Genomic DNA, 13,902 nt, shown 5'->3' on the forward strand with positions numbered 1-13,902 from the left:
TTTACTCATGTTACAGAATGCCTTTGCAGCGATTTTGTTCCCATATGGGTATTATCTAGGCGACCAGAACGGCAGCGTACGCTTGTATGCCAGCCATCGGCTGTTCAACCGTTTCATTGCAACCGTCTGAAGATGCCCCTGCCAGCCGATCACTGCGCCCATGGCCCGATTTGCCTGCGGAGAAAGCGCATCGTGTTCGAGCGCTGCCAGAAGTTCGTAGGTGGTCTTGATGTCGTTGGCTTCCCCCAGAAGCTCCTGCAACTGCGACAATCGCTTCAGATATTTCGTCGTTGATGCCCGGCGGGAATATAGGGGCAGAAAAAACTCGGTGGCATATCGCAGCTTCTTCAAGCCCAGTCGCACTTTATGACGCTCGTCCGGGTGAAGATGGCGGAAACCCCGGCCGCGTTTACGCACCTGATGTTCGATTCTGTCCAGAACGCGCGTTGCAAATAGCCCCAGGGGCTCGGTGAGTATTTTCAGCTCTTCGCTTGAAATGTCATTTCGCCAACTTTTCTGTTCAATGCTGAGCCCGAACGACAGGAGAAAGCGATTGGTCCGGGATGCCGCAAGAACATTTCGGGCATTGTGATAGGCCTGATCGTGCGAGAATTTACATGCCGCCCGCAATGCAGACATATCGATATGCGGAATATTGGCTTCTTCAATCCCGGAAAGCGTTGACCCGATGAAAACATCCCAATTGCGGGCTGGACCAAGCGCCTGTCCGAAAAGCCTGGCTTCGGCATCAAGGCCCTCCAGAACAGGAGATTTCAAATGGTGGCAAAGGAAATGCAACGCCACACGCAGCCGGCGCAGTGCCACACGCAATTGGTGGATACCTTCCGGTTCACGTCCATCCAGAGCGGCCGACAAATTCGCAATGATCTGTTCATGGCAACTGGACAAAAGCTTGGTGATACCCTCATCAACGGTATCGCTCCGGTCAAGATTGGATGAGGGAGCTTTGACAGCCCCGGGAGTGTTACCCTGCGCCAAGGCATAGCCACGCGCGGATTTGGTCTGTGTTTCCAGACATAGGGGAACAACATCCATCAGACCGAGGCCGAACTGATACAATGAAGCCACTTTCCCCTGCTTCAACTCAAGCTCCACTTCGCAGAGAGGCAGGCTGTGAGGTCCGAACACAATATCACCCTCGTCAAGCGCCACCTCGATCTGCGTGTCCTGTTGATCAAGCATCAGGATGTGGCGTCTGACCCGAGTGACAAAGACCGGTATGAGCCCGGCTTCAGCCATGCCGTCCAATGGTCCGCCAATTTCGGCAATCGGCAATGCGGCAAGGTCAAGAGCCATGCCTGCCACAGGTACTTCCCATTCGTTGCGGTGCAAAGAACCTGATGAAGCTACCCGTTTGACCGTCTGTATATAACGGCGGCCCTCGCGACGGACACGCAGGGACAATCCGGCCCTAAACAGCTGATGATCCGGAGTATCATAATAGGTCGCCTCAAGGCGCCTGATGACACCCTTGTTGCGGGCAAACTGCCTGATGACCGATGATTGCCGAATTTCATCCAGCGCCCCCGCAGGTGCGCGCAGCTTCAGTTCAATTTCAACGGGCGTAACCGGTAGGGCGGGAACGGCATCGGTGCCGGTCCCCTCTTCAGTCCCATAAACCAAAGCTACCATCAAAAAGCCCCTGCCTTTAGCCGTTACGCGGATGCATATTAGCGGGTGCGCGTCGTCTTGGTAGAGCAGAATACCAGCAAAATGAGTTTACAAAAGAGTGACTTGCACGGGTAACGCGATGTGATGGCCTGTCATGCCCGTATTACATTGCGGTTCTAAAGCTTGGTAGAAAGGTCTCTTTGAACGATTCCAGGGCAGCACGCACCTTCCGAAAATCGAACCCGGGGCCGCCCTTCGCAACAATCTTTCAAAGGATATTTTCATGCGTCCCTCGCATTCAATCCTGTCGAGACTGCTCGGCACCGTTCTTTTAACATCTGTGGCAGTGATATCCGCGACAGCCTTTGCCGATAATTCCATCACGGTTGGCACTGCAACCCTTGTCAACAAGGGCCTGGTTGGTGTGGGGAGAATTCCAGCCAGCCAGCGCGACAAGTTCGGTGAGACCTTTGGTTCCGGCTCTGGTATGGCAATGGACCCGGCAGCTTGGAGCCGCGATGGAGCCACATACAAGGGCACGATGCTGCTTCTGCCGGATCGCGGTTATAATTCGGTCGGCACCACCGATTACCGCCCGCGCCTCAACACACTTTCCATCCAGTTTACACCGGTTGCTCCCGGAGCAACTCCCTCCGCCGACAGGCAGCAATCCGCTGTGGAGGCCAAGCTCACCGATACGATATTGCTTGTAGATGACAAGGGCGGCGATACGACGGGGCTCGATCCCGAGACCGATGTTCGCGCCGCAGCGGGAGATTTTCCTGTCCTGCCACAGGCCAGGAACGGCAAGATTGCGCTGGACAATGAAGCCATCATCCGGCTGGCGGATGGCTCCATGTTTATCAGCGACGAATATGGGCCAAACATCTATCGTTTTTCGGCGGATGGCCGCCTGCTTTCCGCGACCCAGCCTCCAGCAGCCCTTGTACCCATACGCAACGGCAAGCCAAATTTCGCCTCTAACAATCCGGGCCCCGGTGCGAAGGCCCCCGAACCTAAAGATCCTGATATCGGACGCCAGAACAATCAGGGCCTTGAAGGCATGGCCCTGACACCGGATGGCAAGTTTCTGATTGCCGTTCTTCAATCAGCAACCAGACAGGATGGCGGCGATTCCAGCTCGACACGTCAGAACACGCGTGCGCTTGTCTATGACGCAGCTGATCCGTCTCATCTCAAACTGGTGCATGAATATGTCGTGCCGCTCCCGGTTTTCACCAATGCGAAGGGCAAGAAAGCTGTTGCTGCGCAAAGCGAGATCGTGGCGCTATCCGACAAGACATTTCTGATGCTGGCGCGTGATAGTGGCAATGGCTACGGCATGGAAGGCGACACCTCGCTCTATCGCAATATCACCCTAGTCGATACATCGGCAGCCACTGACATTGCCGGCAGCGCTTTCGACGCCGACAAGGCTGTAGCGCCGAAGGGTGTTCTTGATCCATCAGTGACAGCGGCAACTTTGACACCTTTTATCGATATCAATGACAGCGCATCTCTGGCACGTTTTGGCCTGCACAACGGCGCACCGAATGACCGGAACAATCTGTCTGAGAAATGGGAAGCCATGGCGCTGGTCAGCGTTCTTGATCCCAAACTTCCGGATGATTATTTCCTGTTCGTCGCCAACGACAATGATTTCCTGACACAGGACGGATTTCAGGTGGGTGCAAGCTATAAGGGTGACGGCGGCGCCGATGTCGACACGATGTTTCAGGTCTTTCAGGTAACTCTGCCAGGTCTGTCCAAGTAGGACTATCTGACAAACAGCGGGTGCGCGTGCCGCATCCGCTGTTACCGGCGTCTTCAGATGTTATTCGTGTTATATGATCCGCTGATATGACTGCAATGGAACACACCGATGCTCCGACTGATGCTTCTCCGTCATGCCAAATCAGACTGGCCAGATGGAATTGATGACCATGACCGTCCGCTTGCGGGACGCGGAAGGCATGCGAGTCCGTTGATGACGGAATATATGGCGCAGGAAGGGCTGCGGCCTGATCTTGCCATTGTTTCCACCGCCCGCCGAACAATGGAAACGTGGAAACTGGTACGTCCTGCCTTCGCGCGTGAGATTGACTGGCGCGAGGAGGCCCGTATTTACGAGGCTCCTGCCCGCGTCATTGTGGATATTGTCAGATCAACGGAACCTGCGATCCGATCCCTGCTGATAGTCGGCCATAATCCGGGACTGCACGACGTCGCCCTTCAACTCATCGGCAATGGCAAGGAGGCCGATCTTGCCCGACTCCGGCTGAAATATCCAACCGCAGGTCTTGTCGTAATCGACTTCAAAGCGAAAAGCTGGTCAGACCTGGCTGAGAAGACCGGACAACTCGATCGATTTGTGACACCGAAGATGATCGCAGTTATTTAAGGCAACTTTCTAAAACCCCAGATTGTATGGGGTATTCTATTCGTCAGAATAGACGTGCCAGATCCATCATTTCGACTTTAACCAGTTGATTATGACAATAATTTTTCGAATATGTGACGGTACCATTCATTTCAAATCGCGATTGGACGTCCGTATGCGCCTTAGAGAGCTTCAGGAAATCAGGTACGAAGAAGAAACAGCCAATCTCAAGTTTTCAGGGCTCAATCCTTTCAACGAACCAAAGAGCGTCAACATTTCCATCGACAATCCTGAGGCGTTTCTTAATGCCATCAAAACTGCAATAGCAGAACGCGAAGGCAAGCCGGTCAAATTTGGCAAGGGCAAATAGGCTGCCGAACACCCCGGTGTGAAAAGAAATTGGTGCAGGCAAGATAATGCTTGCCTCCTCATCACTTATTCCGTTCATTCTCTGTAGGAACTATCCCGAGGCAGCGCACGCATAGCATCGTGTCCCCCCAGTGTTGAACCAAAGGTGATCTCATGCACGAATCGATCTGGAACAGTTTTCACAATGGTCCGGTGCTCCTGTGACTGAACCCGCCATAGCCCCTGCCCCACCCGTCACTCTGGTCATCTTTGGCGCAACCGGCGACCTGACGCGGCGGCTACTCGTTCCCACTATCCTCAACATGACGCAAAGCGGTCTGGTCAATGACAGCCTGCAAATCCTCGGCATCGGCCTTGATCCGGGTGATGACGAAATGTTGCGGGCCAAGCTTGAGGCGTTTCTGGCGACCGCGAATATCAAAGCGAACTATAGTGACGAGACATGGCAGCAGTTACGGTCCCGCATTTTCTACCTGCAGGGCGACTTTACACAGGAAGCCATCTACACCCAGATTGCCAACCGGCTCGGAGAACAGGCGGGGCGCAATGCAGCCTACTACCTCGCTGTACCGCCACTGTTCTTCGGCGATATCGTCGACAAACTGGCCGATAATGGTCTTCTAAAAGAAGACGGCTCCTTCCGTCGACTCGTTATTGAAAAGCCTTTTGGAACCGATCTCGCCTCCGCCAAGGCACTCAATGCCCGGATATTGAATCGGGTTCCCGAAAGCCAGGTCTATCGCGTCGACCATTTTCTTGGGAAAGAGACCGTCCAGAACATCATGACGGCCCGCTTTGCCAACATGATGATCGAATCCATCTGGAGCAATAATTTTATCGACCATGTTCAGATAACAGCAGCGGAACTTGTCGATGTTGGCACGCGCGGCAAGTTCTACGATGCCACAGGCGCGCTCAGGGATATGGTTCCCAACCACCTGTTCCAGCTTCTGGCCATGGTTGCCATGGAGGCGCCCAACAGTTTCGACGCTGAAGCCATCCGCGACGAAAAGGGCAAGGTGCTGAAAGCCCTACGGATTTATTCACCCGAAGAAGCGGAACAGAATTCAGCGCGCGGAGCCTATACGGCGGGTGTCTCCAATGGAAACACCATACCGGCTTATACGGATATTGCCGATGTTGCCCACGACAGTGCCACAGAGACTTTCGTTGCGCTGAAGCTCCACATCGATACCTGGCGCTGGGCAGGTGTTCCGTTTTATCTGAGGACAGGAAAGGCCATGACCGCCCGCGACACGGAAATTATTGTTACTTTCCGTCAGGTCCCCTTTGCTCAATTCAAGGGAATGGCTCCTCAACGCCTTACACCAAACCGCCTCATCATTCAGGTACAGCCGGACGAAGGTCTGCATATCGAGATATCGATCAAATCCCCCGGTCTTTCCGTGGAACCCATGCCGATATCGCTTGATTTCAACTATGCGGACTTCTTTGATATCGGCAAGCTGACAGGCTATGAATCGCTGCTCTACGATCTCTTCGATGGCGACCAGACGCTGTTTCAGCGCGCCGACAGCATTGAAGCGGGATGGGCGGCGGTGCAGCCCTTTCTCGATCTTTGGTCGAAATCGAAAGAGAGACCGGATACATATCCGGCGGGGAGCATGGGCCCACAATCGGCCGATGCGCTCATTGAGCGCGATGGGCGCAAATGGCACCAGCCGGATGTGGCGCACAGGGTGAAAGCCAAGGTCTCTTAAAAGACCTGACATAAAATCGAGAGGGACGGATATGACTGAAACATTCGTAATTGCACAGGGTGGCGGTCCGACAGCAGTCATAAACCAGACACTGGCCGGTGCGGTGCTTGAAGTGCGCAAGCGCTATCCGGGTGCCCGCGTGCTTGGCGCACGCCATGGCGTGCAGGGCATTCGTGATGGCAATTTCGTTGAACTCTCGGCTCTATCGGACCAGCAACTGCATCTCATCGCCGGAACACCCAGCGCCGCCCTGGGCAGTACGCGTGACAAGCCGGACGCCGCTTATTGTGAAGTAATCCTGAAAAGCCTGCGTCAAGTCGGGGCCACCGCGTTCATCAATATCGGAGGCAATGATACTGCCGGTACACAGCAAATCCTGGTTGAAGCCGCCAACAATGACATCGCCTTCGTCCATGCACCCAAGACGATCGACAATGATCTCGTCGAAAGCGACCACACGCCCGGTTTTATCTCCGCTGCGGAATTCATTGCCGGTGCTTTTGTCAGCGTTGATCTCGATTTTCGCGCCCTGCCCGGCATTTATGTGGGGATTGTCATGGGAAGGCATGCGGGCTTCCTGACCACCGCCGCAGCCGCATGGCAGCGGGATGATAGCAGTGCGCCCCACCTCGTCTATGTGCCGGAGCGGGCCTTTTCGGCAAAGCGGTTCATTGAGGACGTGCGTGAAGCCCAAAGCCGTCACGGACGATGCATCGTGGCCATGTCCGAAGGTGTCACCAGTGAAGATGGCCGTGCCGTGGTGGAAAACCTTGTTCCCGCTGACCGGCTCGAACGCGACGCCCACGGCAATATCCGGCTTTCGGGTGGCGAGTTGGGTATGGCCATCGAGCAGCTTCTCCGGGAAGGCTTGCCCGGCGCCCGGGCGCGCGTGGATACGTTCGGCTATCTGCCGCGCGGCAACATCAGCACCATCAATACGACAGACGCCAGAGAAGCCTTTGAAGCGGGCGCATTTGCGGTTGAGGCGGCAGCGCGCGGTGGCGGATCAGTCGCCTTGCAATACGCCAATGGAGCCACAAATCCGCAACTGGTTCCCCTCGCCAATGTCGCCGGAAAAACGCAACATTTGCCGGATAATTTTCTCCTTGATGACACCAACCAGATTTCGGCCGCGTGCCATGCTTATTTCGAGCGGTTGCTGCCCAAGCGTTTCACACTTGCCGAGCCGCTATAGCAGTCGCAGTACAATTCATATTGCAGGGTTGTAGCCTGAATATTGTGGTCTGTTTGAGCTTTGATGACTGTCTGCCCCGGCTCTGCAACAAATCGCTTGCGCTGGAACAGACTCCTCTCTATAAGTGAGTATGTACTCACTCAAGGAATTATGCAGTGGCTCGTCCGCTTAGCGAAGACAAACGAAACGCCATTCTTGTAGCAGCGACTGAAAGCATCGCTGTCCTTGGCACAGGTGCATCCACGGCAAAGATCGCCAAGGATGCCGGCGTTGCAGAGGGTTCGCTGTTTACATATTTCCCCAGCAAGGACGAGTTGCTGAACCAGCTTTACCTCGATATCAAATCGGATTTGCGCGCTGCAATTACGACTGGCTACCCTGTGAAGGCGAGCTTGAAGGAGCGCTGCGAACATTTGTGGAGCCGCTCGCTTGACTGGGCAGCGGCCAACCCCGCCAAACGCAAGACGATGCGGCAGCTCGGTATTTCAAACCGTATAACCGAGCAAAGCAAGAAGACAGGTTCGGAAGCCTTTCGCGATATCACTGCAATGCTGGAAGAAGGTTTTACAACGGGTGCCCTGAGACAACAGCCCACCGGGTTCATAGGCGGAATTATGGAATCGCTGTCGGAAATGACGCTCGATTTCATCGCCCGCGATCCCAAGAATGCAAGCACATACAAGAAATCCGGTTTCGACGCTTTCTGGGGCGCAATCTCCGCCAATTAAGCGCGTTTAAATTTAACACTTAAATGAGTGCTTATTCACTCATTATTATGGAAAGGCAATGAAATGTCAAAAGTCTGGTTGATTACAGGAAGTGCCAATGGTCTTGGGCGATCAATCGCCGAGGCTGTCCTTAACTCTGGGGCAAGCCTCGTTGCTACCGCCCGCAACACGGCCACTCTGGGAGACCTCAAAGAGCGTTTTGGTGACAGGATATTGATTGTGCCGCTTGATGTGACGGATGCAGATGCAGCGCATGATGCCGTCAAACAGGCGGTCGATACATTTGGCCGGCTGGATGTCCTCGTGAACAATGCCGGATACGGGCAGGTCAGCCCTTTCGAACAGACAGATGAACGGGACTTCTACGCACAGATCGACACCAATTTCTTCGGCGTGGTGAACCTGATACGGGCCGCACTGCCGGTGATGCGCGGCCAGCGTTCCGGCCACATCATCAATATTTCCTCGGTAGGCGGACGCACCGGTACGCCGGGTCTGAGTGCCTATCAATCGGCAAAATGGGCCGTTGGTGGTCTGACGGAAGTGCTCGCGCAGGAAGTTGCCCCCTTTGGCGTCAAGGTCATTGCCGTTGAGCCGGGCGGCATGCGCACCAACTGGGGCTCGACGGCAAGGAACAACATTCCCGCCTTATTGCCCGAATACGAGGCAAGTGTTGGTGCGCTGACGAAGATCCTGCGGGCCTTTGTCGGCAATGAGGTGGGTGATCCCGAGAAGATATCCCAGGTGATTGTCGACCTTGCTGAACAGGAAACGCTGCCCGCCCACCTGTTGCTTGGCAATGACGCCCTCTACGTATTCAACGAAGCGGAAGCGCGGCGCACCAAGGCGGCAGCTGAATGGGAACACGTATCGCGCTCAACCGATTTTGATGACAGCAATCTGGACGCTCTGAAAGCCTTGAGATCTTAACCCGAAATCTTTGGCACTGTCCGCAAAATCGATGATTTTACGGACAGCTGACCATGTGGAGATGAAATGACAAATACAGGCACTTGGGCTGACTTCGCTTACTTCTTCCGGACATGGCTTTCTGATCCGTTGCGGGTAGCAGCCGTTGCCCCATCAGGCAAAGCGCTGGCCCGGATCATGACCCAGGAAATCAGGCCGAAAAACGGTCCGGTGCTGGAGCTTGGGCCCGGCACAGGCGCATTCACCAGAGCACTTCTGGAGAAGGGTATCGAGGAGAGCGATCTGACGCTCGTCGAATTCGGCTCGGAATTCCGGGAAATCCTCGAAAAGCGGTTCCCTCAATCCAGAGTTCTGTTGATGGATGCGGCAGAACTTGCACAGAACGGGATTTTTGAGGGTGCGCCTGTATCAGCCGTTGTAAGCGGACTGCCCCTACTCTCGATGCCTGCGCAGAAAGTGACCGATATTCTCGCAGGCGCGTTTCATTATCTGCGCGAAGACGGAGCCTTTTATCAGTTCACCTATGGTCCGCGATGCCCTGTCCCGCAGCGTGTCCTCGATCGTCTTGATCTCAACGCAACGCATATCGGACGTGCCGTCTGTAATCTGCCGCCAGCGGCGGTCTACAGGATCACCCGCCGTTGACCAACCGGAGAACCATCTGCTGAATGTTGCCGCCTTCACCCATTTCGACGCGATCAAAGTCCCGGCCTTTCTGACGCTGTGCGAGAGATAGTTCAGAAAGGCGTTTGGTCATTTCGACCCTGATTTTGCGGCAATCGGGATCATCGGGGACAGACAGACCGATGGTGGCCGCTTCAATGGCCTTGACCATGTCTTTGATGGTAACACCATGCACGGCTTCATGGGTCTGGACACCGGCGATAAAGGTTTCCCAATTTGCCTGAATCGGCGCGGGAAGCCGCTCGGCAGGTTTTGGCAAGGTGTAGGTGATGATGAGTTTTGGCTTGGCAGAAACGAGTGTACAGGCGTTACCCTGCCTTTCGTATTTCCGCTGCCATGTGAGTTTGAAATTGGTATGGGCAATGACGCGGGTCGAGCCGCCAATCAACGGACCCCGCTGGCCGATCGAAGCATAGAGTTCGGCACCAGATTTCCCTGTGATGGCATAGGTTTCCACCTTCTCGACAGCCTGCCACTCAGCTTGGGCAGACAGCGGCACAATGACGACACAAGCCGCAAACAATCCAATTCGAAACGCTGTTTTCACCCCGAAATTCCCCTCGCGTTCTCCCGTTGAGCCGGAGAACGCGTTATTTTTATCTCACGAAGGCAGGCGGCGCATAATGTAAAGCGCCGCACTTTTCTGCTTTGAGGATCAGATTAGGATGCAGTTGCCTTATCCCTTACAGGCAATGTCCAGTTCGGCCTGACAAAATGACAGGTGTAGCCATTGGGATAACGCTCCAGATAATCCTGATGCTCTGGTTCCGCTTCCCAGAAATCACCAACCGGGGCAAGCTCGGTCACAACCTTGCCGGGCCACAGGCCAGACGCATCAACATCGGCAATCGTATCTTCGGCAACCTGCTTTTGCTCGTCGCTCGTGTAGAAAATGGCTGAGCGATAGCTCAATCCCAGATCATTACCCTGACGATTGAGCGTTGAGGGATCATGAATCTGGAAGAAGAATTCCAGAATCTTCCGATAGCTGATGCGGTCAGGATCAAAAATGATCTCGATGGCTTCCGCATGGGTACCATGATTGCGATAGGTGGCATTTGGTACATCACCACCGGAATACCCGACGCGGGTGGATATCACTCCCTCATAGCGCCGGATCAAATCCTGCATGCCCCAGAAGCAACCGCCAGCCAGAACTGCGCGTTCTTGTGCCATTCAGATATCCTCCACCTGGTTCAGATAAGCGCCATAGCCCTCGGCTTCCATCTCATCACGATGAACAAACCGGAGCGAGGCCGAATTGATGCAATAACGCAGACCGCCGCGATCCTGCGGACCATCGGGGAATACATGTCCGAGATGGCTGTCGCCGTGATTTGAGCGCACTTCAATGCGCACCATACCATAGCTGTCGTCGCGCAACTCATTCACATAGGCAGGTTCGATCGGCTTGGTGAAACTCGGCCAGCCACATCCCGATTCAAACTTGTCTGAAGACGCAAACAGCGGCTCGCCCGACACGATATCGACGTAGATGCCGGGCTCTTTATTGTCCAGATACTCACCCGTTCCCGGGCGTTCGGTGCCATTTTGCTGTGTAACGCGAAACTGTTCGGGAGACAGTTTGGAGATGGTGTCAGAATTCTTTTCGTATTTGTTCATTTTCTCTCTTCCATCAGGCGATGCATCGATTTGCCGGGGTTTGAGCGCCAAGACTTATCAATCAACAATGTATCTTGCTGAAAGTGAAGCTTACTCCGGGTCTCATCCGGCAGATGAATAAAGGTGTGCCCTATATTTGTGTGCTGCGCCGCCTTTTATCAAGGCTGTTATCAACATGTATTACCTGTTGAGCTGGAGCAATCGACGCATCAACCGCGCGCGCTACCCCGTTCATGGGTGAACCACCGGATGCCGCCGACAACCGCCAGCGCAATCAGTGGCCATGGTGCCCAGAGCGTTCCTTCCCACGAAAGAACATTGATGCTGGCAAGCACAAGGCCAATCAGGGTCAGCATTGCAATAAAGCGGTCAATCCGCGTGGTTGTTCGTATCCAGATAAGGGCCGCAATAATGGCAATGCCAAGAATAGGCCATGCTGCCCAGAAATCACCTTCCCAGGAGAGCATATTTATAGCGGCAATGCCGGCAGCTACTGCGCCCAATATGCCAAAGCTCTTCCTATGCGATGGGTCCCTCATTGAGCTGATCTCGGTGCGGGCACTGCCAACATGATGATACCCCTGCGGCTGTGCCTGCTCTGGGGATGTCAGCCGTACAGGCGTTACTGCGTCTTCGCCAATGCGGACGGAATAGCTTGAAATACCGCCTTCGATATTCTTGAGTGAAAGCTGCCCAAGATACTCGAAGCCAACGGTCATCTTGTTGCGAACCTGCTCGTAGACCGTGCTGGATATTACAATGCCGCCAGCGGACGCCGACGCCTGCAGCCGGGCGGCGACATTGACGCCATCGCCATAAATGTCGTCTCCTTCCACAATGACATCACCAAGGTTGATGCCAATACGAAAAAGCATGCGGGCCTCATTCGGGCGCTTGGCATTGTGCCCTGAAAGATCGTTCTGAACATCGACGGCCGCGCGCACCGCCTCGACAACACTGGAGAATTCAGCAATGAGCCCATCGCCCCACGTGTTGATGACCCGGCCATCATGGGCTTCAATCAACCGCTTCATAAAGTCACGATATTGCTTGAGCGTGTCGAGCGTGGCCTCTTCATTTGCCTGCATCAAACGCGTGTAGTCCTGAACATCCGCCGAAAAGATCGTGGTCAGCTTGCGACGTGTTTCAGACATGGCGTTGTCTCCCTATCTCAACCTGTGCAACTTCGTATGACGAACGCAATCGCGGCACTTTAGCGCCACACGCATGAATCTGAAATAGCCCCGTGTAAAATCGATCAGGTCCGGCGGTCTAACGGGTGGCCCAATAAATTTGGCGGGAGCCCGCTATCGCAGACTCCCGCCATTAAAAACCATACCGACTTACCAATCGCAGAGGCTAAGCAGCCGCAAAGGGCGGCCTGCCTGTGTCCGCTGGATTTAACCCTGCGGAAGCACCAGACGTGTCTCTACGCGGCGATTTTCCGGAGAGAAAGGATCGCTCACGCTTGGATGACGCTTGCCAAAGCCTTCTGCCTTCAGACGCTCCGGAGAAACACCGAGCTGGCTGAGATACGCAGAAACAGACTCCGCCCGGCGCATCGACAATGTGTCATTGTATTTGTCCGTACCGGTTGCATCCGTGTGACCCTCAACCTGGAACGTCGCCACCTGAAGGCGCTGATCGTTGAGTGCCTTGGCAAACTCGCCAAGAGTCTGCTTTGCTTCTTCCGTCAAACGATCGGAATTCAGCTCGAATGTAACCTTCATGTTCAACGGCGAAGCAGCGGGGTTCACAATCTTCTTCGCACATTCCTGATCCGTCCCGACGCAAATTGCGCGCGACTTACCAAGATCCGCCGTGTTGACGAAATGTTTGACAATATCTTCCGATTTGTAGGCCGGACCAGCCATTGCGGGCGAAGCAACGCCAATCAAAATGGCCGCAGAAAGAGAAAAAAGCTGGCGCATGATGTAACCTCTTCGAGAACGGTAAGTTAAGTTTAGATTAAATTAACCAATGGCCAATTTCAAGCTCAGACCATTACGTAAAAAACATCACACACATGCTTGTATTCAATGCCGGGCTGACCGGCAGAATGAAGGAAGAAGCGAAGCGGACACAGGTCCGCTCCGCTTTCTCGTGTCTGTCTTTACGCAGCGCGCGTTGTGGCGAGATCGTAAGAAGCAATCATTGGCGACTGCGGGCTCTGGTTTGCATCGTATGGTGTGTACTTCACTTCCAGCTTGGTGAAGTTCAGACGCACGGTTTCAACCGGACGATCACCATTGGAATCGATCGAATAGTTGGCGATCAACGTGTTGGTGAGCTTGTATTCGATATAGGTCTGGCCGGGATTGCCCGTTGTAACCAGATGAATGGTTGCAAGCTTTCCTGCGCTGCCGGAAACGGCTTCCTGAAACAGCTTTGTTGAAGAAGAATCACTGACCTTGGTCAGGACAACTTCGCTGATCGTTGGTTCAGATGCTTCGCGGTTCGCTGCCGAACCAGCCGAAGTGCTCATTCTACGGCCCACGTTAAAATGAATGGCTTCGATGTCCATCCACTGTTTATGCGTTTCCTGGGTCGCATCACCCTTGATTCCGTCAATCTGCAAGTAAATCGGCATTGTCTAAGCTCCTTGAGTCAGTAGGACTTGCGGGATATACCCTCTCTCTG

The 13,902-nt window shown here is 54.3% G+C and carries 15 protein-coding genes; 8 read left to right on the forward strand and 7 right to left on the reverse strand.

Annotation, left to right across the window (positions count from 1 at the left end; translation table 11 throughout):
- Positions 1 to 51: 51 nt before the first annotated feature.
- A complete protein-coding gene (locus FHW17_RS21865; RefSeq protein WP_182510826.1) occupies positions 52 to 1,653 on the reverse strand; it encodes a CYTH and CHAD domain-containing protein in 1,602 nt (533 codons plus the stop codon).
- Positions 1,654 to 1,915: 262 nt separating this feature from the next.
- On the opposite strand from FHW17_RS21865, the gene FHW17_RS21870 reads away from it, so the two are divergent.
- The 8 genes from FHW17_RS21870 to FHW17_RS21905 all read left to right on the forward strand — a co-directional run bounded on the left by FHW17_RS21870 (position 1,916) and on the right by FHW17_RS21905 (position 9,600).
- Complete coding sequence (locus FHW17_RS21870; protein ID WP_112525391.1) at positions 1,916 to 3,406, forward strand: esterase-like activity of phytase family protein; 1,491 nt, start codon at positions 1,916 to 1,918, stop codon at positions 3,404 to 3,406.
- Between the two features lie 108 nt (positions 3,407 to 3,514).
- Complete coding sequence (locus FHW17_RS21875; protein ID WP_182510827.1) at positions 3,515 to 4,033, forward strand: histidine phosphatase family protein; 519 nt, start codon at positions 3,515 to 3,517, stop codon at positions 4,031 to 4,033.
- A gap of 154 nt (positions 4,034 to 4,187) precedes the next feature.
- Positions 4,188 to 4,382, forward strand: coding sequence for a hypothetical protein (locus FHW17_RS21880; protein ID WP_112525387.1), 195 nt, complete (start codon positions 4,188 to 4,190; stop codon positions 4,380 to 4,382).
- Positions 4,383 to 4,581: 199 nt separating this feature from the next.
- A complete protein-coding gene (gene zwf / locus FHW17_RS21885) occupies positions 4,582 to 6,102 on the forward strand; it encodes a glucose-6-phosphate dehydrogenase (protein WP_112525385.1) in 1,521 nt (506 codons plus the stop codon).
- A gap of 31 nt (positions 6,103 to 6,133) precedes the next feature.
- On the forward strand, positions 6,134 to 7,297 hold the full coding sequence (locus FHW17_RS21890; protein WP_112525383.1) for a diphosphate--fructose-6-phosphate 1-phosphotransferase: 1,164 nt from the start codon (positions 6,134 to 6,136) through the stop codon (positions 7,295 to 7,297).
- A gap of 155 nt (positions 7,298 to 7,452) precedes the next feature.
- Entirely contained in the window at positions 7,453 to 8,025 is a 573-nt protein-coding gene (locus FHW17_RS21895; RefSeq protein ID WP_112525381.1) for a TetR/AcrR family transcriptional regulator, read from the forward strand.
- A 63-nt stretch (positions 8,026 to 8,088) separates the two neighbouring features.
- A complete protein-coding gene (locus tag FHW17_RS21900; RefSeq protein WP_182510828.1) occupies positions 8,089 to 8,955 on the forward strand; it encodes an oxidoreductase in 867 nt (288 codons plus the stop codon).
- A gap of 66 nt (positions 8,956 to 9,021) precedes the next feature.
- Entirely contained in the window at positions 9,022 to 9,600 is a 579-nt protein-coding gene (locus tag FHW17_RS21905; RefSeq protein ID WP_182510829.1) for a methyltransferase domain-containing protein, read from the forward strand.
- Here FHW17_RS21905 and FHW17_RS21910 read toward each other — a convergent pair.
- The 6 genes from FHW17_RS21910 to FHW17_RS21935 form a co-directional block, all read right to left on the reverse strand.
- Positions 9,587 to 10,186 (reverse strand): DUF922 domain-containing Zn-dependent protease, encoded by a 600-nt coding sequence (locus FHW17_RS21910; RefSeq protein ID WP_112525375.1) that lies wholly within the window; start codon positions 10,184 to 10,186, stop codon positions 9,587 to 9,589. The genes FHW17_RS21905 and FHW17_RS21910 overlap by 14 nt on opposite strands.
- A gap of 113 nt (positions 10,187 to 10,299) precedes the next feature.
- Entirely contained in the window at positions 10,300 to 10,815 is a 516-nt protein-coding gene (gene msrA, locus FHW17_RS21915) for a peptide-methionine (S)-S-oxide reductase MsrA (RefSeq protein ID WP_112525373.1), read from the reverse strand.
- On the reverse strand, positions 10,816 to 11,262 hold the full coding sequence (msrB, locus tag FHW17_RS21920) for a peptide-methionine (R)-S-oxide reductase MsrB (RefSeq protein ID WP_112525371.1): 447 nt from the start codon (positions 11,260 to 11,262) through the stop codon (positions 10,816 to 10,818). It lies immediately after the preceding gene.
- A gap of 209 nt (positions 11,263 to 11,471) precedes the next feature.
- Positions 11,472 to 12,416 carry an adenylate/guanylate cyclase domain-containing protein gene (locus FHW17_RS21925; RefSeq protein WP_112525369.1) on the reverse strand — a complete coding sequence of 315 codons (945 nt, stop codon included), beginning with the start codon at positions 12,414 to 12,416 and terminating at the stop codon, positions 11,472 to 11,474.
- A gap of 246 nt (positions 12,417 to 12,662) precedes the next feature.
- Positions 12,663 to 13,193, reverse strand: coding sequence for an OmpA family protein (locus FHW17_RS21930; protein WP_112525367.1), 531 nt, complete (start codon positions 13,191 to 13,193; stop codon positions 12,663 to 12,665).
- Between the two features lie 182 nt (positions 13,194 to 13,375).
- Positions 13,376 to 13,852: a type VI secretion system tube protein Hcp gene (locus FHW17_RS21935; RefSeq protein WP_113262909.1), complete on the reverse strand. Its 477-nt coding sequence runs from the start codon at positions 13,850 to 13,852 to the stop codon at positions 13,376 to 13,378.
- Between the last annotated feature and the right edge of the window lie 50 nt (positions 13,853 to 13,902).

It is taken from the genome of Phyllobacterium sp. P30BS-XVII (genome assembly GCF_014138335.1).
GTDB classification, from domain to species: domain Bacteria; phylum Pseudomonadota; class Alphaproteobacteria; order Rhizobiales; family Rhizobiaceae; genus Phyllobacterium; species Phyllobacterium meliloti.